The following is a 22,491-nucleotide window of genomic DNA, read 5'->3' on the forward strand; positions in this document are numbered from 1 at the left end:
AGCGTGATCAGGACCTTGGCATGGGTCGTTTTACACGTTGCTTGACTTAGATCGCGTCCTCGCCGGTCTCGCCGGTGCGGATACGAATGGCCTGCTCCAGGGTGGTGACGAAAATCTTACCGTCGCCAATTTTCCCGGTGTTGGCCGCCTTGGTGATGGCTTCGATCACTTGATCCAGGCTGGCTTCCGCGATGGCCACTTCAATCTTTACCTTGGGCAGGAAATCGACCACGTATTCCGCGCCGCGGTAGAGCTCGGTGTGCCCTTTCTGACGCCCGAAGCCCTTCACCTCGGTAACGGTGATGCCCTGGACGCCGATCTCGGACAGTGCTTCACGCACGTCGTCCAATTTGAACGGCTTGATGATGGCTGTAACCAGTTTCATTTCTATCTCCTTCAAACGCTTATGCTGCGTCCGTTGACGCGTTCGCCGGGTTTCAGGCCCCGCTTTGGTTCCCGATCCGTCCACATGATCGAACGCTCTAGCCCGTTTTCTGCACGACCCATGCCAGTTTTAAAAAGTCACGCATTTTCAGAGGGTTGGAACCTGGATCCTGGCATCCTGCCGGGTCGACCGCGGCAATATGGAGCACTGTTTTGGGGCGCACCCCAAAATAGTGCACGCCGATGCGGTGCTCCGCAAAGCCGCCGTCATGCTACCATCGGACCTCATTCAGCCCGACCCGCAAATAGTGGAGCTTCCGGCCATGCAAAGCCAAGCCTTTATCGACCGCCTGATGGCTGACATCAGCCGCCATCTGCCCACCGATCTGGGCCGTCTGCGTCAGGATGTGGAGCACAGCGTGCGTGCCGTGCTGGGCGAGACCATGACCCGCCTGGATCTGGTCAGCCGGGAGGAATTCGAGGTGCAGCGCCAGGTGCTGGAACGCACCCGCGCCCGTCTGGAAGCGCTGGAGAAGCAAGTGGCGGCGCTGGAAAGCGCCGCCGGGCAACCTTGATATAAGAAAGCGTCAGGAAGGGAATCAGAACGACCAGCCGAAGCGGGCCTGACCACCGTGGTCGGCCCGGCCATCGCCGGTCTCGCCCAGATAACCCAGGGTCAGGGTGGCGCGCGGTGCCAGCAGCCAGCTGAAGCCCACCTCCGTCGCCAGGGTATCGCGGGCCAGCGGTGCCCCTTCCACCGTGAATGCCTGACCGCCGGCGAAGCGTAGCGACGCCTCTGGCGTGGTGTCCCCCAGCGCATGCCGCCAGCCCAGGCTGCCATACAGACGGGTGGTCGGCTCGCCGGGCAGGGTGGTGGAAAGCCGCGCCCCCAGGGTGCTGAAGGTGGCGTCCAGGCTTTCCCGGGCGCCGTGCAGAGCGGCGTCGCCGCCGTGCTCATCGCCACCGTGCAACACCGTGCGCACCTGCGCCAGCCGCAGGAACGGCTCCGCATGGCGGGTAGTGGTACCAAACCGGTGCGCGGCTTCCACGAACACCTGCCAGGTGTCCGCGTCCCGGTGGCCGGTCAGGGATTCATCCAGGCCTTCCAGGACCGCCCGGCGCCGGGTGTCGATGCGGTGATGGCTGTAGAACAGGCCGCCACGCAGGGCACCGGGCCCATGGCGGTACTCGCCGAACAGGCCGGCGTGGACGCTGTCGATATCGCCCCCGCCGCGCCGGTCCGCCAGGGTCAGATCGGTACTGCCGGCCCCCAGCAGGGCGCCGACACGGCCGGCGCCGGTGAACACCCGGTCCACGCCCAGCAGGGCGCCGTGGCTGTCGCGCCGCCGATCAGCGGTGCCCGGCTCGCCATCGGTCTTGCCCACGTTGCCGTAGGCCCGTAGCCAGGCGGTAACGCCCTGGCCCCGGGCCAGGGTGGTGCCGGCGGCCAGCCGGTCGTCGTCGCCGAAGCGCTCCAGCGCCGCGTCCCGCAGCAGCCGGCTGTCTTCCAGCAGCGCCCCGGCGGCGCTGGCGTGCACCTCCCCGGACAGAGTGTCGTAGGCGTTGGCCAGCGCCCTCGGCGAACCGGTTTGCATTGCCACCGCATCATGCAGGGCGTTGCCGGCCGCCAGGCTCTGTACCGCCACGGCCACCGCCCGCTGGTTGTCGGTGCCGGCCACCTCGGCGAAGTCCAGGTCGTTACGGCGCAGTTCCAGGTCCACGTTGTTGGCGTCATAGATCAGGCCCGCGTCCAGGAACAGGAAATCCGAGGTCACCTGGTCGAAACGGTCCACCAGGCCGCCGTCGGCGGTGAGAATCCGGTAGCGGCTGATCGGCCGGTACTCTCCCACCTCGCCCAGGTGCACCACCGAGCCGGCCAGGGTCGCCTGCCCGGTGACGTGGACGTGATCCGCGGCGCTGCCCGCCGGGTCCACCTCCACCTCGAAAACAGCGCCGTCCATCAGGGTCAGATCCCCGTTCACGGTGAGCGCGCCGATGGAATTGCCCGGCGCCAGAACGCCGCCGGCCCCCACCTCGGTGGCACCCACCTGGCCGTTGCCCTGCAACCGGCCACCGCTGAAAACGCTCAGTTGCCCGCCCAGGGTGCCCTCCACGGACAGCACGCCGTCGTTGACCCGATGTTCGCCACTGAAGGCACTGGCGTCGCCGGTAAGCGTCAAACGGCCGCTGCCGATCATGTCCAGGGCACCGGTACCGGAGCTGATATCGCCGCTGAGCACGGTGTTGCCGGGACCATCCACGGTGAGCAGGGAATCGCCCAGATCCAGGGCGCCGGTGAAGGTGGCGGTGCCACTCTCCGCGCGCAGGGTGGTATCGCTGAGCTGCACGGTGTCATGGCCCAGGGTGATGTCGCCCCAGGTGGCCAGGGTACCGCCGTCCAGTTCCAGGGTGGCGCTGCCCAGGGCATCGTTGGCGGCCAGGGTCAGGGTGCCGCCGGTGAGCGAGGCTTCACCGCTGAAGCCCTCCGATACACCGGTCAACCAGGTATCGCCGGCGCGGTGCTCCACCCGGCCATGCCCGTTCAACACCGGCAGGAAGCGGTAATCCGCGTCGGAGTGGTTGAACACCAGGGTCCCCTCTCCCGCCCCATAGCGCACTTCTTGCACATCCAAGACACCGGCGCCGGTGACGTCGTTCTCGCCACCGATATACAGAGTACCGCTGGAGCCTTCCAGCCCACTCAGGATCACCAGGGAGGGATCGTCGCCCGTGGCAGCGATGCGCACGGTAGCGCCATCGGCCACGGTGGCAAGCCCCTCGCCACCGTAGCCGACATAGAGATAGGTCTTACCGGACCACAGCGTGTCGGCGCCGGACAGGTGTAATTCACCGCTGCCGGTGGACTCGTACCCCAGCAGCCCCTGGGCGGTATCCATGCGCGCGCCGTTGATCAGCGTCATCACACCCCGGCCGCCCATGCCCACGTAGGTATACCGCTGGCTGCTCAGGGAACCGCCGTCCAGCGTGATGCTCCCTTCAGCGCCGTCACGGCGGGCCAGCTGGATAAAGGTACCCACGTTTACCTGGCCATCACGGACGGTCAGGTCGGCCTGCCCCCAACGACCGACGGCGAGCGACCCGGACAGGTCCCATTGGGTATCCTCGTCCTCCAACAGCACGCTGGCCCGGCCGTCCTCTTCCTGGCCCAGGACGGTGCCGCCGGAAACAATACGGGCCCCGTCGGCGAACCGTACATCGGCGCTCCCGTGGGTTCCGTAAGCCTGACCATTCGGGCTGTTGAAGCGGGTCTGCGGCCCGGTCACCGTGAGCGTCCCCGCGGAACCGACGAGGTTACCCAGGATGGCGAAACCGGCATTCACCTCGACGCCATCGGTCACGTTCAAGGTGCCCGCGCCTTCGAAACCAACGAACAGATTGATATCGACTGTCCATGGATCGGGCCGGTCACCCGGCAGGTTCACGATGGCACCGTGATCGATCAGATGATCATCCGGCGCGGCCAGGGCGGGGCCGGCCAACGGGCCGGCGGCGAGCAGAAACACCAAGGAGCCGGGCAGAGCGGTCCGGCGTCTGGACAAAACGACCATAGTTCCCCCAAAAAAACCTGGAGCGGCTGTTTTTGTTGTGCACCGCCCATCAAGAATACGCAAATCCATTTACATGCCAAGGCTGCATTATCCGGCGTTGGCGGGATACATGAAATAGGGAGAAACGCTGAGCGCCCGGGCTTACACCAGACAGCGCCATTGACGCACGCCAATCCGGGCGGATCTCGCACAGGCCGCCCCGGCCCGCCGGGTTAGGCTGGGCCCATGAACATCACCAGCCTCAACAGCCGCGCCGCCCGGGGCGTGGACGCCGTGCCGGTGCGCGTGGAAACCCACCTGGCCCCGGGCCTGCCCGGCTTCACCATTGTCGGCCTGCCGGACACCGCCGTGCGCGAGAGCCGTGACCGGGTGCGCTCCGCCCTGGTCAACGCCGGCTTCGATTTCCCCCAGCGGCGCATCACCGTGAACCTGGCGCCGGCGGACCTGCCCAAGGACGGCGGCCGCTTCGATCTGCCCATCGCCCTGGGCATCCTGCTGGCCAGCGGCCAGCTGGGCCGGGTGGACACCGACGGCCTGGAGTTCATTGGCGAGCTGGCGCTGAGCGGCCATCTGAATCCGGTGCCGGCGCTGTTGCCGGCGGCCCTGGCCTGCGCCCGCGCCGGCCATACCCTGGTGGCACCGCCGGGCAACGCCGACGAAGCCGCCCTGGCCGGGGCCCGCACCCTGGCACCGGCCAGCCTGGCGGCGCTGTGCGCCCACCTGAGCGGCACCACCGTCCTGCCCTGGCACGATCCGCCGGCGGTGCCGGAGGCCCCCCTGGATGAGCAGCCCTGTCTGGCCGATGTGCGCGGCCAGCCCGCCGGCAAGCGGGTGCTGGAGATCGCCGCCGCCGGCGGCCACTCGCTGCTGCTGTGCGGCCCGCCGGGGGCCGGCAAGAGCTTGCTGGCCTCGCGCCTGCCGGGCCTGCTGCCGCCCCTGAGCCGGGACCAGGCCCTGGAAGTGGCGGCGGTGTATTCCCTGCGCGGCGCGCGGCCGGCGGCGGCCTTCCTGCGGCGTCCCTACCGCAGCCCCCACCACACCATCTCCGCCACTGCCCTGGTGGGCGGCGGCAGCCGGCCCCGGCCCGGGGAAATTTCCCTGGCCCACCACGGCGTGCTGTTCCTGGATGAGTTACCGGAGTTCGGCCGGCAGGTGCTGGAGGTGCTGCGCGAGCCGCTGGAAACCGGCGAGGTGCACATCGCGCGCACCGCCGAGCAGCTGCGTTTCCCGGCCCGTTTTCAACTGGTGGCGGCCATGAACCCCTGCCCCTGCGGCTATCTGGACGACCCGGAGCGCGGCTGCGGCTACCGCTGCGACAAGGCGCGCCGCTACCAGCAGCGGCTGTCCGGGCCACTATTGGACCGCATTGATCTGCATCTGAACGTGCCGCCGGTGGCGGCGGACACCCTGCTGGGGGAGCCGGACGGCGAGCCCAGCGCGGCGGTGCGCCCACGGGTGGCGGCGGCGCGGCGGCGGCAATGGCGGCGCCAGGGCCGGCTCAACCGGGACCTGCCGGCGGACGCCCTCAATGCCACCCTGGGCCCGCACCGGGACTGGCTGCGCGGCGCCATGGAACGGCTCGATCTTACCGCCCGGGGTCTGCACCGCAGCCTGCGGGTGGCGCGCACCATCGCCGACCTGGCCGGCAGCGACGAGATCCAGCGCGCCCATTTGCGCGAGGCGCTCAGCTATCGGGCGCCGCCGGCGTAGCGCGCCGCCGCCACAGCTCCGCCAGCATCACCCCGGTGAGGGTGAGCAGGCCGCCGAACAGGTGGGCCAGGGTCAGTTGTTCGCGCAGCATCACCGAGGCGATGGCGGCGGTGAACAGCGGCACCAGGTTGAAGAACAGGCTGACCCGGCTGGGGTCGAGCCGGGTGATGCCGTTCATCCACAGCCAGGGCGCCGCCAGGGAGGCGGCCACCCCGGCGTAGAGCACCAGCGGCACCGCTTCGGCGCTGAGGCCCTGGCGGGGCGACAGCAGCATCAGCGGCAGCAGCACCACGATGCCCACCAGGATTTGCAGGTACAGCATCAGCAGTGGCGACAGGGTGGGTTTCCAGCGCTTCAGCAGTACCCCGTAGGTGGCGTAGGCGATGGTCGCCAGCAGCATCAGCAGGTCGCCGAAGTTGACCCCGTGGGCGATCAGCGCCATCGGGTCGCCGGAGGAGACCAGCACCACCACGCCGGTGAGCGAGATCAGCGCGCCGAGCACCGCCCCCGGGGTCAGCGGCTGGCCGAGCAAGGCGGCGGACAGCAACAGCACCAGCAGCGGCATCAGCGACAGGATGATGCCCATGTTGGTGGCGCTGGTGGTGATGCCCGCGTAGTAGGCCAGGGTCTGGTAGGCGACCATGCCGAGGATGCCGAGCACCACGTTGTGCCAGAACCAGGGGCGCACCGCATGGCGCTGGCGCCACAACGGCACCAGCATCACCGGGGTGAGCAGGACGCCGGCCAGCAGCCAGCGATAGAAGCCGATCTCCGCCGGGTAGAGCACCCCGGCGACCAGCTTGTTGACGACGTTGTTGCCCGACCAAAGCATCACCGCGGCCAGCGGAAACAGGTAGGCCAAAACACACTCCTCACGGCGGGCGCCGACGGCGCCCGCGGGTTCACAAAGACATCAAAGGGAGTTGCAGAGGTGGGCGCCGTCCACCGGAATGGCGGCGCCGCTGATGTAGGACGAAGCGTCCGAGGCAAGCAGCAGCAGCGGGCCCACCAGTTCGTCGATCTGACCGAGCCGCCGGAACGGAATGCGCTTGATCAGCTTCTCGCCGTGAGGGCCCTGGAAGAAGTCCCGGTTGATGTCGGTTTCCACATAGCCGGGGCAGATGGCGTTGCAGCGGATGCCGTGGCGGGCGTAGTCCAGGGCGATGGATTTGGTGAGCTGCACCACCGCCGCCTTGGAGGCGGTGTAAGGGGCCAGCAGGGCGCCCACCCGCAGGCCGAGGATGGAGGCAATATTGATGATGTTGCCCGGGCGACCGTCCCGGCGCCATTGCTGGATGGCGAACTTGCTCACCGCCCAGACGCCGTTGAGGTTGGTGTCGATCACCGCGTTCCAGTCGGCCTCGTCCAGGGTGTCCAGGGCGCCTTCGCGGGAGATCCCGGCGTTGTTCACCACCACGTCCAGGGCCGGCATGTCCGCGAACGCCGCTTCCACGCTGGCCGGGTCGGACACGTCCATGGGCAGCACCAGGGCGTCACGGCCCTGGGCGCGCACCGCCTCGGCGGTTTCCTGCAGCTTGTCCACGCGGCGGGCGGCCAGCACCAGATCGGCGCCGTTTTCCGCCAGCACCCGGGCAAAGTGGGCGCCAAAGCCGCTGGAGGCGCCGGTGATCAGCACCCGTTTGCCGGTAATATCGAAACGCGATTCGCTCATGCTCTCTCCTCTCCCTCCGCCTTCGGCGGACGGCTGACGATTCAAAAAAGGGGCAATTCAGTCAAAGGACTTTACTGTAACGGAATGGGGGCGCGGCGGGGAGCCGGGGTTCCGCCATGGCGGGTCGGCGGCCGGCGGATCACCGCTCAGTGGCGGTAAAAGCTGGGCGGGTGCCCGGTCCAGCGCCGGAACGCCCGGGTGAAATTGCTGGGGTCGGCGTAGCCCAGCAGATCGGCCACCTTCTGCACCGGCAGGTTGGCCTGCAGGTAGCGCACGGCGCGCGTCATGCGCACCTCCTCAAGCAGGTTCCGGTAACTGACCCCCACCGCCGCCAGATGCCGGCGCAGGGTGCGCGAGGTGAGATGAAAACTGGCGGCCAGCTGTTCCAGGGAAGGCAGCATGCCCTCCGCCTGCATCAGCCGGCCGCGCACCCGGGACGCCCAATCCTGGTCCGCTTCCAGCCGTTGCAGTTCTTCCTCGCATTTTTGCGCGGCCATCTGGCGGGAAGCCGGGTCCGCCAGCGCCAGGGGTTCGCTCATCAGGGCGGCGGGAAAGCGCAGCGCCGCCACATCGCCGCCGAAACTCACCGGCATGGCGAGCACCTCGGCGTACCGGCGGGCATGGGCCGGCTCCGTGTAGGGCAGCTCCAGGGTGGCGTCGCGGAACCGGTCGCCGAGCAGATAGCGCAGCCCGCCCACCAGAGCGGCGGTGACCACCTCCAGGTAGGGCACCCGGATGTCACCCAGGTCGTAGGGCTCGGCCAGGCAGAAGCGCACCCAGGGGCCCTGCACCCGCAGGCGCGGCAGACACAGCCGGGTGCGGGTGCGGAAGTAGCGCTCCAGCAACTCCAGGGCCTCGCCCAGGTCGGCGCTGCTGATCGCCGCGTAGCCCAGCAGGCCGTGGGCGGTGACCGTCAGCTGCTGGCCCAGGGCCAGGCCAATGGCCGGGTCGCCGCCCATGGCGCGGGCGCCTTCCATGACGCGCCGGAACTGGTCAAAGCGCAGCGCCGGGCGGGGGCTGTACACGGCGTCCGCGTCCAGGCCGACACGGGCCAGCAACTGGTCGGTGTCAAGGCCGAAGTCGCCGATCAGTTCCAGCAGGTTGCGTACATAGTTCACGGGCATGGGGGAGCGGTCATCGACACGCTGCCCGGAGCCGGTGGCGGTGGTGTCCATGGGGCAAGAATACCGCTTTTTTCGCCGCTGTCCGAAAATGACAGCTCCCGCTGGCCCGGGCCAGGCCCTGCAAAGCCCGCCGCGCTGCAGTAACATGGCCGCTTCGTTCCACAGCGGAGCCGGTCATGGCCCAGGTGCAAGCCCTCTATATCGCCGCCGAGAAGCGCGGCCCGGTGAGCCGCCATCCGGCGCTCAAGGTGGAGGCCGGTCGCGGCATCGTCGGCGATCGCCGCTACCGCCGGAACACGCCGCCGGCGGAGCAGATCACCCTGATCGAGAGTGAACAGGTGGCGGCCTTCAACCGGGAGTTCGGTGTGCGGGTGGAACCGGGCGCCCTGCGCCGCAATGTGATCACCGAGGGGGTGGACCTGAACGCCCTGGAAGGCCGGCTGTTCCAGGTCGGTGGCATTCTGATGCGCGGCATCGAACTGTGCGAACCCTGTTCGGTGGTGGGCCATCTGCTGGCCGGGCCGTCGCTGAGCCCGGCCCAGGTGGTGCGCGGGCTCACCGGCCGTGGCGGCCTGCGCGCCGAGGTGCTGGCGTCCGGCGTGCTGCGCGAGGGCGACCCGATCCGCGCCCACGAGCCGGAGCCGTCCGCTTGAGCGCCGTGGAGCGGCAGGTGCGCGCCTGGCTGGAAGGGGCGGTGCTGGACCTGAATCTGTGCCCGTTCGCGGCCCGCCCCTACGCCGACGGCCGGGTGCGCCTGGTGGTCAGCGAGGCCACCACTCCCGAGCAGGTCCTGGCGGAGCTGCAGGAGGAACTGCTGCACCTGGACCGCACCCCGGTGGTGGAAACCACCCTGCTGGTGACGCCCCGGGCGCTCGCCGATTTCCTCGACTACAACGATTTTCTGGACCCGGTGGACGCGCTGCTGGAGGAACACGGCGGCGGCGGTGTTTACCAGGTGGCCAGCTTCCACCCGGACTACCAGTTCGCCGGCACCGACCCGGGGGACGCCGAAAACTACAGCAACCGGGCGCCCTACCCGATCCTGCATGTGCTGCGCGAGGACAGCCTGGAGCGGGCCCTGGCCGCCTACCCGGACGCCGAGGCCATTCCCGAGCGCAACATCGCCACCCTCAACCGGCTGGGCGGCGAACATCTGCGCCGCCTGTTCGCCGGCTGGTCCTGAGCTCCTCGTCACTGAGCGGCCGGTACCCGCCCGGCGCCAGGGCCGGGTCCAGGCGAATCCCGGCCACGCTTTCCCGGTGCAGGGCCACCACCCGATTGTCGAAATGGCCAAACAGCCGCTTGATGTGGTGGTAGCGGCCCTCGCGCAGGGTCACCCGCGCCTCCCGGGGCCCCAGGATCTCCAGTTCCGCGGGCAGGGTGGTCAGGTCCTCGTAGCGGAAATACAGCCCGCGCCGGAACACCTCCCCATAGTGCTCGCCGATGGGGTCCTCGGTGCGCACGTGATAGATCTTTTCGCCGCTGCCGGGCTCGGTGAGCCGCCGTGACCAGCGGCCATCATTGGTGAGCAGCACCAGGCCGGTGGAGTTGAAGTCCAGCCGCCCGGCCAGATGCAGCCCGGCCTTGACCGGCTCCGGCTCGTCGATCAGGTCGAGCACGGTGGGGTGGTGGCGGTCCCGGGTGGCACTGACGCAGCCGGCCGGCTTGTGCACCATCAGGTAACGGGGCACGCCGCGGCGCAGGGACACGCCGTCCAGGGTCACCGCGCTGAACCCATCCACCGGGTACAGGCCATCGCCCACCGGCTGCCCATCCACCCTGACCCGGCCGGCGGCCAGGGCCAGGCGCACGCCACGGCGGCCCAAGTCGGTCTCCCGGGCCAGAAAACGGTCCAGTCGCATTGCAGCCTCGTGCAGGAATCGCGGGGTTTCGCTGGTATGATACGCCTTTTCACGATCCCTTCCCCGGAGCCTTATGTCGACGCTCAACCCCCGTCAACAGGAAGCGGTGCTGTACACCGACGGCCCCCTGCTGGTGTTGGCCGGCGCCGGCTCCGGCAAGACCAGCGTGATCACCCGCAAAATCGCCTGGCTGATCCAGGAGCGCGGGGTGCCGGCGCGGCGTATCGCGGCGGTGACCTTCACCAACAAGGCCGCCCGGGAAATGAAGGAGCGGGTGCAGACCCTGGTGCGGCGCGGCGAGACCCGTGGCCTGATCGTTTCCACCTTCCACAACCTGGGCCTGCGCATCCTCAAGCAGGAGCTGGCCGGCAGCGGGCTGCGCCGGGGCTTCTCGATCCTGGACCAGACCGACAGCAAGGAAATCCTCAAGGAGATCCTGCGCCAGGGCGAATCCGAGGACGACCTGAACGCGGTGGACGCGGTGCAAAAACGCATCTCCGACTGGAAGAACGAGCTGATCCTGCCCCAGGAGGCGGTCAGCCACGCCGAGGACGCCGGCACCCTGCGCGCCGCCATGGCCTACGAGGGCTACAGCCGCATGTTGCGGGCCTGCAACGCGGTGGACTTCGACGACCTGATTCTGCTGCCGGCGGTGCTGTTCCGGGAGCAGCCGCGCATCCTGGAGAAATGGCGGCACCGCATTCAGTACCTGCTGGTGGACGAATATCAGGACACCAACGGTGCCCAGTATGAGCTGGTGCGCATGCTCACCCAGCCCGAGGGGCGCTTCACCGTGGTCGGCGACGACGACCAGTCGATCTATGCCTGGCGCGGCGCCCGGCCGGAGAACCTGGCGCGCCTGCAGGAGGACTGGCCGGCGCTCAAGGTGGTGAAGCTGGAGCAGAACTACCGCTCCACCGGCCGTATCCTCAAGGCGGCCAACACGGTGATCGCCAACAACCCCCACGTGTTCGAGAAAAGCCTGTGGTCCGACCACGGCTACGGCGAGTCGATCCGGGTGGCGGCGCTGCGCGACGAGGACGCGGAGACCGACTGGATCGCCGGCGACATCTTCCACCGGCGCCTGCAGGGCAACCTGCACTGGAAGGATTTCGCGGTGCTCTACCGGGGCAACTTCCAGTCCCGGATTCTGGAGATGAAGCTGCAGGCCCTGCAGATCCCCTACAAGGTGTCCGGCGGCACCAGCTTCTTCTCCCGGGGCGAGATCAAGGACCTGATGTGCTACCTGCGGCTGCTGGTCAACCCGGACGACGACAATGCCTTCCTGCGGGTCATCAACACCCCGCGCCGGGAGATCGGCCCCGCCACCCTGGAGAAGCTGGCCGGCTGGGCGGCGAAACGGGACCAGGGGCTGTACCACGTCTGTGACGACTTCGCCCTGGCCGAGGTGATGCCCGGCAAGGCGGCGGAGAAGCTGCGCGCCCTCAAACAATGGCTGGACGAGAAGCGCCGCGCCTGCTTCGGCCACAACAGCCTGCAGGCGATCCACGAGCTGATCACCGAGATGGACTACGAGGGCTGGGTGATGCAGAACGCCTCCAGCCCGCGCATCGGCGAGAAACGCATGGAAAACGTCTGGCAGCTGGTGCGCAACATCCAGCGCATGCTGGAAAAACAGGAAGAGGACGACGACGGCGCCTCGGACCTGGAAGCGGTGATCGGCAAGCTGGTGCTGATGGACATGCTCGAACAGCAGGAAGAGGACGACGACTCGGACCGGGTGCAGCTGATGACCCTGCATGCCTCCAAGGGCCTGGAGTTTCCCCATGTCTACATGATGGGCGTGGAGGAAGAACTGCTGCCGCACCGGGCCAGCATCGAGGACGACAACATCGTCGAGGAGCGGCGGCTGATGTACGTGGGCATTACCCGGGCCCGGGAAAGCCTGGCGCTGACCCAGGCGCTGACCCGCAAGCAGTACGGCGAGAAGGTGGACACCATCGCCAGCCGTTTTCTGGATGAACTGCCGTTGGACGACCTGCTGCGCATCGGCGAGGGCGTGGAGAAGGACCAGGAGAGAGAGGATCAGGTGGCGGAAACCAGCATCGCCAACCTGAAGGCGCTGCTCGGCTGAACGCCGGCGCCCGGCTCGGGCCCGGGCAGGCCCGGGCCGGAGAGGTGTTCGGTGGGGCTGTTACTTGCTCTTGCCGACGATGTATTCCACGGCGGCGTGGATTTCGTCTTCCGAGCAGTTGGCGCACATACCCTTGGCGGGCATGGCGTTGAAGCCTTCGTAGGCGTGCTTGACCAGGGTGTCGATGCCCTTGTCGATGCGCGGCGCCCAGGCAGCGGTATCGCCCAGTTTCGGCGCGCCGGCGGCACCGGAGGCGTGACAGGCGGCGCAGCCGCTGTTGTACACTTCTTCCCCGGAACGCGGTTCAGCGGACCCTTCGGCGGCGGCCACCTGGCTGCCACACTCTTCCCCTTCCACGCACACGCTACCCACCGGCTTAAGGCGTTCGGCGGTGGCGCGATCACTGAAAATGGAGCGTTGACCCAGGGGGTAGGAGGAACTCTCGGCGGCCGCGGCCATTCCGGCGAACAGGGTAGCCAGAAGGACCAGGCTGGCGGACAGCATTTTTCTCACGATGACACCTCATTATAGCTGTGACTTGCCCCGGGGGCGGCCGGATTATACCCGTAGAAAACACGGGGAAAAAGGCACATCGACCCAGGATTACAGATGATCCACCTGGATACGAGGCAGGGAGAGGGTAAAACAGCTGCCCTCGCCGGGGGTACTTTGCACTTCGATATCGCCGCCGTGGCGCTCGGTGACCACCTTGACGAAGCGCAGCCCCAGGCCCGCGCCACGGGTCCGGGCACCCCCGCTGGTGCTGGCCCGGCTGAAGCGCTCGAACAGCTTGTCCTGGAATTCCTCGGGGATGCCGACACCGCTGTCACGCACCTGACAGAGCACCTTGTCCTGGTCGGCGTACAGGCTGACTTCCACGGCACCGCCTTCCTGGCTGTACTTGATGGCGTTGGTGAGCAGGTTGACCACCAACCGCTCCAGCAGCTCGTTGTTGCCGCGCACCCACACATCCACGTCCTGGTCGTAGACGAAGCGTAGCCCGATGTCCCGGGTCTGGGCCTGGATCTGCACCTGGTCGATGGCCGATTCCACCACGTCGAGCATGTCCTGCTCGATCATTTCCACCGCTTCCTCGGATTCCACCCGCGCCAACTGCAGGAACTGCTCGGCGATGTTCAGGTTGCGCTGGGCGTAGTGTTCCACATTGTCCAGGAAGTCGCGCAGCCGTTCGCCATCCTCGCCGTGGCGCATCTTGCCGATCAGCGCCAGCACCGACACCATCGGCGAGCGCAGGTCGTGGGACAGGAAATCCAGCATCTCGGTGCGGGTGCGCATGGCCTGCTTGACGTCGGAGATGTCCTTGAGGCTGATGATCAGCATGCGCCCGGGCTGATCGCCGGCGTGCACCAGAATCATGTCCAGGTACAGGTCCATGCCGCGCCGGTTGCGGCACTCCTTCTGCACCCGGCCGTCGGCGAGCACCGCCTGAACCAGCTCGATCCAGTGGCGGTCACCGCCGAATTCCAGCTCGCGGCCGATGTCCGCCAGCCCCAGGGTATCCTGGCCGACCCCCTCCAGGCTGAGCAGGTAGGCGGCCTGGGGGTTGATGAACACCACCCCGCCACAGGCGTCGCAAATCAGCACGCCCTCACTCATCTGCGCCAGGCCCACCTGGAAGAAGCGGGTCAGCGCCTGCTGGCGCTGCTCTTCATTGCGCAGTTTCTCCACGTGCTTTTCGATCACCTCGTAGCGCGGGCCGGTATTGCGGCCCCGCGCCTCGGTGCGCGACAGCATGGCGCGAATCCAATAGTCGTAGGTGTCCGCGTCCAGCCCCTGGCGCCAGGCCACCCACAGCTCGTAGCGGCGCCCCTCATGGCGGAACGGATACCGGCGGGCCAGCTGACCGCGCCAGTCCACCGGCGCCAGCTGCTCGCCACCGGTGACCGGCGCACCGCCCTGGGTCTGCAGCCGCCAGGCGCGCACCGGCAGCACCTGGTCGAGCATGCGCAGCATCCGCGACATGGGCGCCGGCTCGGTCAGGCGCCGGTTCAGGTCGCTGTATTCCGCCAGCCGCGCCAGGGCGTTGCGCATATAGGCCATGGAGTATTCCAGGCGCCGCCAGGTCCACAGCGGGTAGGCGACGATGGCGGACAGCAACGCCGCCGCCGGCGGGAACCACAGATTGAACAGCGCCAGCAGGCCATAGCAGACCGCCAGGGTCAGGCCCAGGAAGCCGATCACCACCGGGATGCTCCAGCGCGGCAGCACCAGCGGCAGACACAGGGGCGCCAGCAGCGCCAGCAACACGCCCAGCACCAGCGCCCAGACCTGGCCCATGGCCTGGATCAGCTTGTCCCGGCGCAGCGCGTCGAAAATATTGGCGTTGATCTCCACCCCGGCCATCAGCTCGCCCTGCCCGGCCAGCGGCGTGGGCAGCACATCGCCCAGGCCGGCGGCGGTGGCGCCGATCAGCACGAACTGGTCCTTGACCAGCTGATCCGGCACCCGGCCCTCCAGCAAGTCCACCGCGGACACCTGGGGGTAGGTACCGGCCGGGCCGGCGAAGGGGATATAGCGTTGGTATTTGCGCACATTGGCGAGACCGGAAAAGCCCTCGTCCTCGCCGGCGGGGTACTTGTCCGGGGACAACAGACCCTCGCCTTCCAGCAGCGCCTGGGTGATGTGCGGCCACCAGGGCTGGCCTATGCCCGAGCGCATATACACCGAGCGGGCCACGCCGTCGCCGTCCAGTTCCAGGTCCACGTGGCCCAGCCCCTTGGCGGCCCGGGCAAAGAAGGAGTGGGGCAGCACCTCGATCAACTGGCCCCCGGAGCGCAGCTGCTCCACGTGCACCGGCAGATAGACACTGCCGGCGTCCTGGATCGCCTTGACCAGGGCCTGGTCGGACTCCGGCCGGGCACGGTCCGGCTCGGACAGGATCAGGTCCATGAGGATGGCCCGGGCGCCCTGTTTTTCCAGTTGCTGGATGATCTGGGCGTGGACCCGACGGTCCCAGGGCCAGCGGCCGATTTCCCGCAGGCTGTACTCGTCGATGCCAACAATCAGCACGTCGCCGGAGGGCTCCATGGGGAGCCACTGCATCATGCTGTCGTAGACGTAACGATTGAAAAAGGAGAGCGCACCGCTGATCGAGAGCAGCACACAGAGCCCGGCCACGACCAACAGCACCGACAGGTGTTCAACAAAGTAGCGTTTCTGCTCGGAACCCGAGTTCGCCATGGTGCCCCTAGAAATTCGTTACTGCGCAGCCGTCAAACATTTGTTATTCGCCCCTCCGCGCGCGCGGGGATGCCCGGCTCCGGGGAGGTATCGACAATCAACGGACGGCCCGGCCAGACAGGCACCTCGGACTGGCCGGACGGGGCAGGCCCGCCGGCGGTGGCGGCTATTCGTCCACCGGTTCCAGGCGGTAGCCGTGCTGATACACCGTTTTGATCCGATAGCCCCGTTCGGGCCGGATTTGCAGACTACGACGAATACGGCTGATATGCACGTCCACCGTGCGCGACTCGATCGGGGTCATGATGCCCCAGACCTTTTCCAGCAGGTGGGCGCGGGACATCAGCTTGCCCACGTTCTGAAACAAATAGCAGGCGAGCTCGTAGTCCTTGTCGGTGAGTTTGACGGGTTCTTCGTCGAGGAAGATCTGGCGCCGACCACGATCGATCGTCCAGGGTCCCACGGTCATCATTCCTTGATCATCCATGTCGGCCACACCCGCCCGGCGCCCCAGGGCGGTCAGACGAGCCAGCAGTTCCGCTTGTTTAACAGGCTTAACCATATAGTCGTCGGCCCCCTGGCTCAGCGCGCCGACGATGGAGGATTCGTCATCACGCTGGGTCGCGAACAGTACCGGCGTCTTGTTGCCACTGGCGCGTACTTCTCCAAGTACGGCGTAGCCACTCATGTCGGGCACTTCCCAATCAAGCACCAGTAAGTCGAAGGTATCCCTGCGCAGCAGGCTCATGAACTCCCGCCCACTGGAGAGATGCGTGCAGGTATGCCCGGCCTCTCTGAGCCAGTGCGTGACCAGCTCGGCCTGGGCGTGATCGTCTTCTAGGTAAGCAATACGCACCGTTGGTTCTCCATCCTTATGCCGCCTGAGGGTAACGAAAGCGCCGCCGCTTGGCGGGAAAAGATTGTAAAATGCCCGAACCCCACCGGTCCATGGACTCCCCCGCCACAACCCGGTATTATGCGCGTCCCTTCGATGGGGTCCGACGAAGTCGGGGAGCGTTAACGGCGCAATGCGCCGTCAGGCGGTGCAGCTGCCACCGCCCAACGCAAGTAAAAAAGAGTTCTGCGCCCGTAGCTCAGCTGGGCGTAGCCGGACAAGCGGAAGCACCGCTTCCGCCCGGCGAAGCGCCTCCCGCGATGCAGCGCGGGAGGCCGGACCCGACGAAGTCGGGGAGCGTTAACGGCGCGAAGCGCCGTCAGGCGGTGAAGCTGCCACCGCCAAACGCAAATAAAAAAGAGTTCTGCGCCCGTAGCTCAGCTGGATAGAGCGTTGCCCTCCGGAGGCAAAGGTCAGAGGTTCGAATCCTCTCGGGCGTGCCAAATAAAAAGGGGCCACCCGCTTGGGTGGCCCCTTTTTATTTGGCACGCCCGTCGGATCGACCTCTCCAGGTTCGACCAACTCGCTTCAAAAGCGAGTCGGCGACGAGCGGCCAAAGGCCGCGAAGCCCCGCAGGGGTGGAAACGGCCAAAAGCCGTTTCCATCAATCCTCTCCTCCACGCCTCTTCCCACCGGCCCACGGCAGGCCGCACCCCGCCTCCCCATCGCGGCTGAAGCCGCTCCTACATACCCACCAAACCGTCACCATTTTTTGCCACAATAGCGTCACCGTTCATCGCCCACGGGGAAACCACCGCATGTTCCGCCGCACCAAAATCGTCGCCACCCTCGGCCCCGCCTCCTCCGATACCGACACCCTCGCCGCGCTGATCGACGCCGGGGTCAACGTGTTCCGCCTCAACTTCTCCCATGGTAGCGCCGACGACCACCGCGCGGTGGCCGCCCGGGTGCGCGATCAGGCGGCGGCCCTGGGCCGCACCGTGGCCCTGCTGGGCGACCTGCAGGGCCCGAAGATCCGCGTGGCCCGGTTCCGGGACGGGCCGGTCAGGCTGCGCGTCGGCGAAGCCTTCGCCATCGACACCGCCCTGGACAAGGACGCCGGCGATGCCAGCGTGGTCGGCACCGACTATGCGGGCCTGGCGCAGGACTGCCGTGAAGGGGATGTTCTGCTGCTCAACGACGGCCTGATACAGCTGGAGGTCACCTCCATCGAGAACACGCGGGTGCATTGCCGCGTCAAGGTGGGCGGCGAGCTGTCCAATAATAAAGGCATCAACCGGCTGGGCGGCGGCCTCAACGCCGAGACCATCACCGACAAGGACCGGCGCGACCTGGTGCTGGCCGCCGAACTGGACCTGGACTTCCTGGCGCTGTCCTTTCCCCGCCACGCGGACGATATCCACCAGGCCCGGGCCCTGTACCGGGACGCCGGCGGCCACGGCGCCATGGTCGCCAAGATCGAGCGGGCCGAGGCGGTGGCCGACCCGGCCACCCTGGATGCGCTGATCCAGGCCTCCGACGGCGCCATGGTGGCGCGGGGGGATCTGGCGGTGGAAATCGGCGACGCGGAACTGGTGGGGGTGCAGAAGCACATTATCCGCCGCGCCCGGGACCTGGACCGGTTCGTGATCACCGCCACGCAGATGATGGAGTCGATGATCCACAGCCCCCAGCCCACCCGCGCCGAGGTGTCGGACGTGGCCAACGCGGTGCTCGACGGCACCGACGCGGTGATGCTGTCGGCGGAAACCGCCGTGGGCGATTACCCGGTGGCCACCGTGCAGGCCATGGACCGCATCATTCTCGGCGCCGAGCGCACCTACCAGAACCGGCCGCCGGCGCACCGGCTGGAACATGCCATGGAGCGCACCGATGAAGCCATTGCCCGGGCCGCCATGCACGTGGCCAACCATCTGGACGGGGTGCGGGCCATCATCGCCATGACCGAAACCGGCACCACCGCGCTGCTGATGTCCCGGGTACGCTCCGGGCTGCCGATCTTCGCGTTCACCCCCAACCCGCGCACCCTGCGGCGGGTCGCCCTCTACCGGGGCGTGGAACCGCTGCGCTTCGACACCACCCTGCCCGCCGACCAGGCCAACCGGGCCGCCATCGCCCATCTGCTGGAGGCCGGCCTGATCGAGCCCCGGGACCGGGTGATTCTTACCAAGGGCGACGCGGTGCGGCAGGGCGGCGGCACCAACACCCTGAAAATCGTCACCGTCGATCAGGTGTGAAGGTTCCCGGTCGACACATCTTGCAACATTTTTCCCGTGGTCCGACCCCGCTGTCCGGGGTCGCGCCATGCCAACCTGAATGAGTGAACACTTGTTTTCTGTTTAAAAAAGATTCTCTTCTTTTTTTCGGTATTCCATTCCACGAAATCGCCCAGAGCGCTTGTATAGCGGAATCAGGGGGGCTCAAAGGCCCGGAAACATCGTCAGCAATTTCTGTCTACCAACAAATGATCCGGAGCCGGCCCATATAGTTAACAGCTGTGCACATTAAGTGCAAAAGACGCTCTTAATACGGCAACGGCCCTTACATACCGCGCGGTATTTTGGTTCTTTACAGTATTGCTTCGCCGACAAAAGGGGCTCTAAGATAGCTCGTGACGACCGGGTGAAGCCTGTATTTTCGGGGCCTTCGCCGAAAGTCTAGTGGACTTGTTCAGCGCGAACGTGTCCGCTCGGGAGACGATGCCCTGGGAAGGGCACATAAAAGAGGGGTTTACGTTCATCGCCCGAAACGGGTCTTTCACCCAGGGGGTGGTGGCCGGTTCCAGGGATGACCGGATTACGGCCCTCGCAATACCAAAACTTCGAAGAACAGGACAAAAACAATGGCACTTAAGTGGACCAAAAACGCTCCGGGAGCGCTGAACAGCAGTGCTGACCAACCCCGCCTTTCCAAACTGACCAAAGCCATCGGCGCGGCCACCGTGTTCGGTGCCATGACCGCTCTGTCTCCGGCAGCCCAGGCGCTGAAAACCGATTTCGGCATGGAATACCGTGCCACCGCCTTCGCCAACCAGATCGATGAAGATGGCCAGGCAAACGGCGGCACCACTGATACCGACACCGGCTTCGGCCACCTGATCCGCATCAAAGGCAACTTCCTGGACGAAGATACCGGCATCTCCGTCTACACCAGTGTGGAAGTGGCCGGTGACCGTTGGGCTGGCGACAACCACGGCGGCGCCGTGAACCCCTCTTTCAACAGCACCAGCCGTGGCGACAACGTGCGTCTGGACCTGGGCTATGTACAGATTCCGGTAGGCCACACCGTATTCCGCGTGGGCCGTCAGGCCACCAGCTACAACAACTGTTTCCTGGTGTGTGACGACCGCCGTGACCGGATCCTGGTGGTTCAGCCGTTCAGCAAGACCACCAGCGTGGTAGCGGGCTACGACCGTCGCTCCGACACCAGCGGCTATCGCAACCAGGATAACGGCGACATGAGCCTGCTGGGTCTGACCACCAAGATCAGCGACTGGAGCGCGGGCATCCTGTGGGTTCAGTGGTACAACAACTACGAAGGCGCGCGTAACCCCGGCTCCAACCCGGACGCCTACCCCCTGTCCAACGTCACCCTGTTCTCCGGTTACCTGGACGGCAGCCTGACCGAAGCACTGGACATGGCCGTGGGCTTCAACCTGTTCACCAACGGCAACGTGGAAACCGGTGCCCCGAATGACGATCGCTTCTTCCAGGAAGACGCACCGTCCGCCTACCTGCGCCTCGGCACCAACCTGGGCATGGTTGATCTGGGCGTGCAGTACGCTGCTACCCGTGACGGCGGCCTGATCTCCCCCGGCTTCGACACCTGGTCCAGCCTGATCAACTCCAACCCGGAAGCCACCCAGAGCGCCAGCAGCATGTACCGCATGGGCGGCACCCTGGGCCTGAAGGACTTCGACGAGGATCTGCTGATCGCTCGCGCCAAGTTCAACGTCACGCCGAAGTTCTCCGTTACCGGCGCGGTTGGCCAGCTGTCCATCGACAACGGCACCAACGACGACGACAGCATGGTGTACGACCTGCAGTTCGCCTACCAGGCCAACAAAGCACTGCGCACCTGGCTGTCCGTGGGCATGATCGAGAAGAACGACGTGGGCACCCTGGCCGGTAACGACCTGGTCGGTGGTGGCCTCGGCACCTTCGCCAACGAAGACGTGAAAGCCGCCAGCCTGAACATGACCGTGAACTTCTAAGTTCGCGGGGCTGTCACTTTCCGACGTGGAAACGGGGCGACCTTGGTCGCCCCGTTTTCTTTTCAGCATCCGTTTTTTCGAAGCGTCTTACGGTACTGGACAAGGCCTCCCTTCCTTGCCCAAACTCTTTTGTCCGCGCTACCGGTTCTTCTGATACGGAAACCCTTTCATGATCAAGTTCAATTCCCGCACCGTTTTGCTTTCCGGCGCCCTCGCCGCTTTCGGCCTGAGCGGCTGCGCGCTTACCGACACCGAGGCGAAGCAGGCCATGGACATCGTCGATAGCCCCACCGCTCTCAATACACCGCAGGCAGAATGGGGCACGCCGTTCTGGGAACGGGGCAATCGCGCCGGTTCCGCCGACGATGGCAAGACGGCCCCCAGCTTTACCCGCCGCGACGCGCCCCTGGCGAACGTGGCCATCGCTCTCGACGACGGGCTGGACGCCACCCTGCCCCGGGCGCTGACCGCCGGCGCCGCGGAGCACGGCATGCTGGTGCTGCCCAAGGGGCTGGTCCAGGACGCCCTCAACAACACCCCCGGCTGCGATGACCTGGCCAGCGAGGCCTGCCGCTCGGCGCTGTCGGTCTATCCCGGCGCGCGCCTGGTGGTACGCATCGACGCCGCCAGCGGCGGCCAGGCTTCGGTACGGGTTTGGGACACCGCGCTGAACAAGGAACTGGAAGAGCGGGTCGCCAATGACGACCAGGGCGCCGCCCGGCTGCTGGAGAGCCTGGGCAACCAGGTAGCGGCGGCGGAGTGGTCCGCCCGCCCGTTCGTGGGCGAGGGCGATGATCTGTACATCGCCGCCGGCCGCGTTAACGGTCTGGCGGAAGGCACTGAACTGGAAGTGCGTGAGCCGGGCCGCGCGGTGCGCTCGCCCACCGGTCAGGTAGTGGCCTGGCGGGCCGGCCAGGTGGTCGGCAAGGCGCGGGTGGCCGAATGGGTCGGCGCCACCCTGTCCCGGGTGGAGTCGGTCAGCGGCACCGCGCTGAGCCCCAAGCACCGCCTGTCCCTGGCGCCCTGAGCGGCTACCCCCCGGCGCCGGGCAACGCTTCCAGCCGGGCCAGCCAACGCTGGCCCCGGTTGGACGCCAGGCCATCCGCCCAGCGGGTGGTTTCCGGCAGCCGGTAACGGGTGGTGCAGTGCATCACCAGATCCAGGGCCCCTTGCAGATCCAACCGGTGCCCCGGTGACACGAACAGCGGCTTGAACCCGGGCCGGGTGCGCAGCACCGCGCCCAGGGTTTCTCCAGCTTGGTTTTCTTTTCCCGCACTCGCCTTACCGGCGCTTGCCCTGCCCGCCATAAGGGGGGTCCATTCCCCGCGCCCTTCCGGCACCGGCCCGTGCCAGCCATACAGCTTCTTCTTGGCCACCCCCACCGTGGGCAGACCGGTAAGCACGCCCAGGTGCGCGGCAATGCCCAGCCGGCGCGGATGGGCCACGCCGTGGCCATCGCACAGCAGCACGTCCGGGAGGGTTTGCAGTTGTTCCAGGGCCTTGAGAATCACCGGACACTCGCGGAACGACAGCAGGCCGGGCACATAGGGAAAGCGCACCGGCAGACGGGCCAGGGCGTAGTCCACCGGCTCCAGGTCCCGATGGCGCAGCACCACGATGGCGGCGCGGGCGGTGTCACGATTCTCGAAGCCCACGTCCACCCCGGCCACGGTGGCCGGGGTCGGCAGGTCCGGTTGCAGCCGCACCTGCCGGGCGGTCTCCAACTGCAGGGCTTTGGCGCGGGCCGGCGTGATCGCCGCCCAGTCCCGTTGCAACTGTTCAGCGCTTATCGGTTCCGCGCTCAT

General features: G+C 67.0%; 18 protein-coding genes and 1 tRNA gene. 9 read left to right on the plus strand and 10 right to left on the minus strand.

The window, feature by feature from the left end; all coding sequences use genetic code 11:
- Positions 1 to 46 precede the first annotated feature (46 nt).
- Positions 47 to 385: a P-II family nitrogen regulator gene (gene glnK, locus FGS76_RS14750; protein WP_067612559.1), complete on the minus strand. Its 339-nt coding sequence runs from the start codon at positions 383 to 385 to the stop codon at positions 47 to 49.
- Positions 386 to 707: 322 nt separating this feature from the next.
- On the opposite strand from glnK, the gene FGS76_RS14755 reads away from it, so the two are divergent.
- Positions 708 to 959, plus strand: a complete 252-nt coding sequence (locus tag FGS76_RS14755; RefSeq protein ID WP_138773408.1) for an accessory factor UbiK family protein — start codon at positions 708 to 710, stop codon at positions 957 to 959.
- Between the two features lie 24 nt (positions 960 to 983).
- Here the strand turns inward: FGS76_RS14755 and FGS76_RS14760 are convergent, their stop codons facing one another.
- Positions 984 to 3,944 (minus strand): autotransporter outer membrane beta-barrel domain-containing protein, encoded by a 2,961-nt coding sequence (locus FGS76_RS14760; protein WP_170214486.1) that lies wholly within the window; start codon positions 3,942 to 3,944, stop codon positions 984 to 986.
- 234 nt (positions 3,945 to 4,178) lie between these two features.
- On the opposite strand from FGS76_RS14760, the gene FGS76_RS14765 reads away from it, so the two are divergent.
- On the plus strand, positions 4,179 to 5,663 hold the full coding sequence (locus FGS76_RS14765; protein WP_138773410.1) for a YifB family Mg chelatase-like AAA ATPase: 1,485 nt from the start codon (positions 4,179 to 4,181) through the stop codon (positions 5,661 to 5,663).
- Here the strand turns inward: FGS76_RS14765 and FGS76_RS14770 are convergent.
- From FGS76_RS14770 to FGS76_RS14780, 3 genes are all read right to left on the minus strand, one after another.
- Complete coding sequence (locus tag FGS76_RS14770) at positions 5,638 to 6,525, minus strand: DMT family transporter (protein ID WP_138773411.1); 888 nt, start codon at positions 6,523 to 6,525, stop codon at positions 5,638 to 5,640. The genes FGS76_RS14765 and FGS76_RS14770 overlap by 26 nt on opposite strands.
- 51 nt (positions 6,526 to 6,576) lie before the next feature.
- On the minus strand, positions 6,577 to 7,335 hold the full coding sequence (locus FGS76_RS14775) for an SDR family NAD(P)-dependent oxidoreductase (RefSeq protein WP_138773412.1): 759 nt from the start codon (positions 7,333 to 7,335) through the stop codon (positions 6,577 to 6,579).
- Between the two features lie 146 nt (positions 7,336 to 7,481).
- Positions 7,482 to 8,510: an AraC family transcriptional regulator gene (locus FGS76_RS14780; protein WP_138773413.1), complete on the minus strand. Its 1,029-nt coding sequence runs from the start codon at positions 8,508 to 8,510 to the stop codon at positions 7,482 to 7,484.
- 125 nt (positions 8,511 to 8,635) lie between these two features.
- Here FGS76_RS14780 and FGS76_RS14785 point away from each other — a divergent pair, with 125 nt between their 5' ends.
- Entirely contained in the window at positions 8,636 to 9,112 is a 477-nt protein-coding gene (locus tag FGS76_RS14785) for an MOSC domain-containing protein (protein ID WP_138773414.1), read from the plus strand.
- Between the two features lie 5 nt (positions 9,113 to 9,117).
- Entirely contained in the window at positions 9,118 to 9,642 is a 525-nt protein-coding gene (locus FGS76_RS14790) for a DUF1415 domain-containing protein (protein ID WP_338081335.1), read from the plus strand.
- Here FGS76_RS14790 and FGS76_RS14795 read toward each other — a convergent pair.
- Positions 9,590 to 10,321 (minus strand): pseudouridine synthase, encoded by a 732-nt coding sequence (locus tag FGS76_RS14795; RefSeq protein ID WP_138773416.1) that lies wholly within the window; start codon positions 10,319 to 10,321, stop codon positions 9,590 to 9,592. The genes FGS76_RS14790 and FGS76_RS14795 overlap by 53 nt on opposite strands.
- Positions 10,322 to 10,394: 73 nt before the next feature.
- Here FGS76_RS14795 and rep point away from each other — a divergent pair, with 73 nt between their 5' ends.
- Entirely contained in the window at positions 10,395 to 12,416 is a 2,022-nt protein-coding gene (rep, locus tag FGS76_RS14800) for a DNA helicase Rep (protein WP_138773417.1), read from the plus strand.
- 60 nt (positions 12,417 to 12,476) lie between these two features.
- Here rep and FGS76_RS14805 read toward each other — a convergent pair whose 3' ends face one another.
- From FGS76_RS14805 to FGS76_RS14815, 3 genes are all read right to left on the minus strand, one after another.
- Positions 12,477 to 12,920 (minus strand): c-type cytochrome, encoded by a 444-nt coding sequence (locus FGS76_RS14805; protein WP_138773578.1) that lies wholly within the window; start codon positions 12,918 to 12,920, stop codon positions 12,477 to 12,479.
- A gap of 99 nt (positions 12,921 to 13,019) precedes the next feature.
- Positions 13,020 to 15,617 (minus strand): CHASE2 domain-containing protein, encoded by a 2,598-nt coding sequence (locus tag FGS76_RS14810; RefSeq protein WP_138773418.1) that lies wholly within the window; start codon positions 15,615 to 15,617, stop codon positions 13,020 to 13,022.
- Between the two features lie 166 nt (positions 15,618 to 15,783).
- Positions 15,784 to 16,473: a response regulator transcription factor gene (locus FGS76_RS14815; protein WP_138773419.1), complete on the minus strand. Its 690-nt coding sequence runs from the start codon at positions 16,471 to 16,473 to the stop codon at positions 15,784 to 15,786.
- A gap of 405 nt (positions 16,474 to 16,878) precedes the next feature.
- Here FGS76_RS14815 and FGS76_RS14820 point away from each other — a divergent pair.
- The 4 genes from FGS76_RS14820 to FGS76_RS14835 all read left to right on the plus strand — a co-directional run bounded on the left by FGS76_RS14820 (position 16,879) and on the right by FGS76_RS14835 (position 21,713).
- Positions 16,879 to 16,955: transfer RNA gene (locus FGS76_RS14820), tRNA-Arg, on the plus strand.
- 315 nt (positions 16,956 to 17,270) lie between these two features.
- A complete protein-coding gene (gene pyk / locus FGS76_RS14825) occupies positions 17,271 to 18,710 on the plus strand; it encodes a pyruvate kinase (protein WP_138773420.1) in 1,440 nt (479 codons plus the stop codon).
- Positions 18,711 to 19,315: 605 nt separating this feature from the next.
- Positions 19,316 to 20,686: a hypothetical protein gene (locus FGS76_RS14830; RefSeq protein ID WP_138773421.1), complete on the plus strand. Its 1,371-nt coding sequence runs from the start codon at positions 19,316 to 19,318 to the stop codon at positions 20,684 to 20,686.
- 169 nt (positions 20,687 to 20,855) lie between these two features.
- Positions 20,856 to 21,713, plus strand: a complete 858-nt coding sequence (locus tag FGS76_RS14835) for a hypothetical protein (RefSeq protein WP_138773422.1) — start codon at positions 20,856 to 20,858, stop codon at positions 21,711 to 21,713.
- A gap of 4 nt (positions 21,714 to 21,717) precedes the next feature.
- On the opposite strand, the gene nfi is transcribed toward FGS76_RS14835, so the two are convergent.
- Positions 21,718 to 22,491, minus strand: a complete 774-nt coding sequence (nfi, locus tag FGS76_RS14840) for a deoxyribonuclease V (RefSeq protein WP_138773423.1) — start codon at positions 22,489 to 22,491, stop codon at positions 21,718 to 21,720.

The sequence above is a fragment of the Alloalcanivorax gelatiniphagus genome, from assembly GCF_005938655.1.
GTDB classification, from domain to species: domain Bacteria; phylum Pseudomonadota; class Gammaproteobacteria; order Pseudomonadales; family Alcanivoracaceae; genus Alloalcanivorax; species Alloalcanivorax gelatiniphagus.

Excerpts from the sequence above, each read along its gene's own strand:
- FGS76_RS14780 (WP_138773413.1), bottom strand. The coding sequence starts at position 8,510 with ATGGACACCACCGCCACCGGCTCCGGGCAGCGTGTCGATGACCGCTCC.
- nfi (WP_138773423.1), bottom strand. The coding sequence starts at position 22,491 with ATGAGCGCGGAACCGATAAGCGCTGAACAGTTGCAACGGGACTGGGCG.
- FGS76_RS14755 (WP_138773408.1), top strand. The coding sequence starts at position 708 with ATGCAAAGCCAAGCCTTTATCGACCGCCTGATGGCTGACATCAGCCGC.
- glnK (WP_067612559.1), bottom strand. The coding sequence starts at position 385 with ATGAAACTGGTTACAGCCATCATCAAGCCGTTCAAATTGGACGACGTG.
- FGS76_RS14785 (WP_138773414.1), top strand. The coding sequence starts at position 8,636 with ATGGCCCAGGTGCAAGCCCTCTATATCGCCGCCGAGAAGCGCGGCCCG.
- FGS76_RS14805 (WP_138773578.1), bottom strand. The coding sequence starts at position 12,920 with ATGCTGTCCGCCAGCCTGGTCCTTCTGGCTACCCTGTTCGCCGGAATG.
- FGS76_RS14795 (WP_138773416.1), bottom strand. The coding sequence starts at position 10,321 with ATGCGACTGGACCGTTTTCTGGCCCGGGAGACCGACTTGGGCCGCCGT.
- rep (WP_138773417.1), top strand. The coding sequence starts at position 10,395 with ATGTCGACGCTCAACCCCCGTCAACAGGAAGCGGTGCTGTACACCGAC.
- FGS76_RS14810 (WP_138773418.1), bottom strand. The coding sequence starts at position 15,617 with ATGGCGAACTCGGGTTCCGAGCAGAAACGCTACTTTGTTGAACACCTG.
- FGS76_RS14765 (WP_138773410.1), top strand. The coding sequence starts at position 4,179 with ATGAACATCACCAGCCTCAACAGCCGCGCCGCCCGGGGCGTGGACGCC.
- FGS76_RS14775 (WP_138773412.1), bottom strand. The coding sequence starts at position 7,335 with ATGAGCGAATCGCGTTTCGATATTACCGGCAAACGGGTGCTGATCACC.
- FGS76_RS14835 (WP_138773422.1), top strand. The coding sequence starts at position 20,856 with ATGATCAAGTTCAATTCCCGCACCGTTTTGCTTTCCGGCGCCCTCGCC.
- FGS76_RS14830 (WP_138773421.1), top strand. The coding sequence starts at position 19,316 with ATGGCACTTAAGTGGACCAAAAACGCTCCGGGAGCGCTGAACAGCAGT.
- pyk (WP_138773420.1), top strand. The coding sequence starts at position 17,271 with ATGTTCCGCCGCACCAAAATCGTCGCCACCCTCGGCCCCGCCTCCTCC.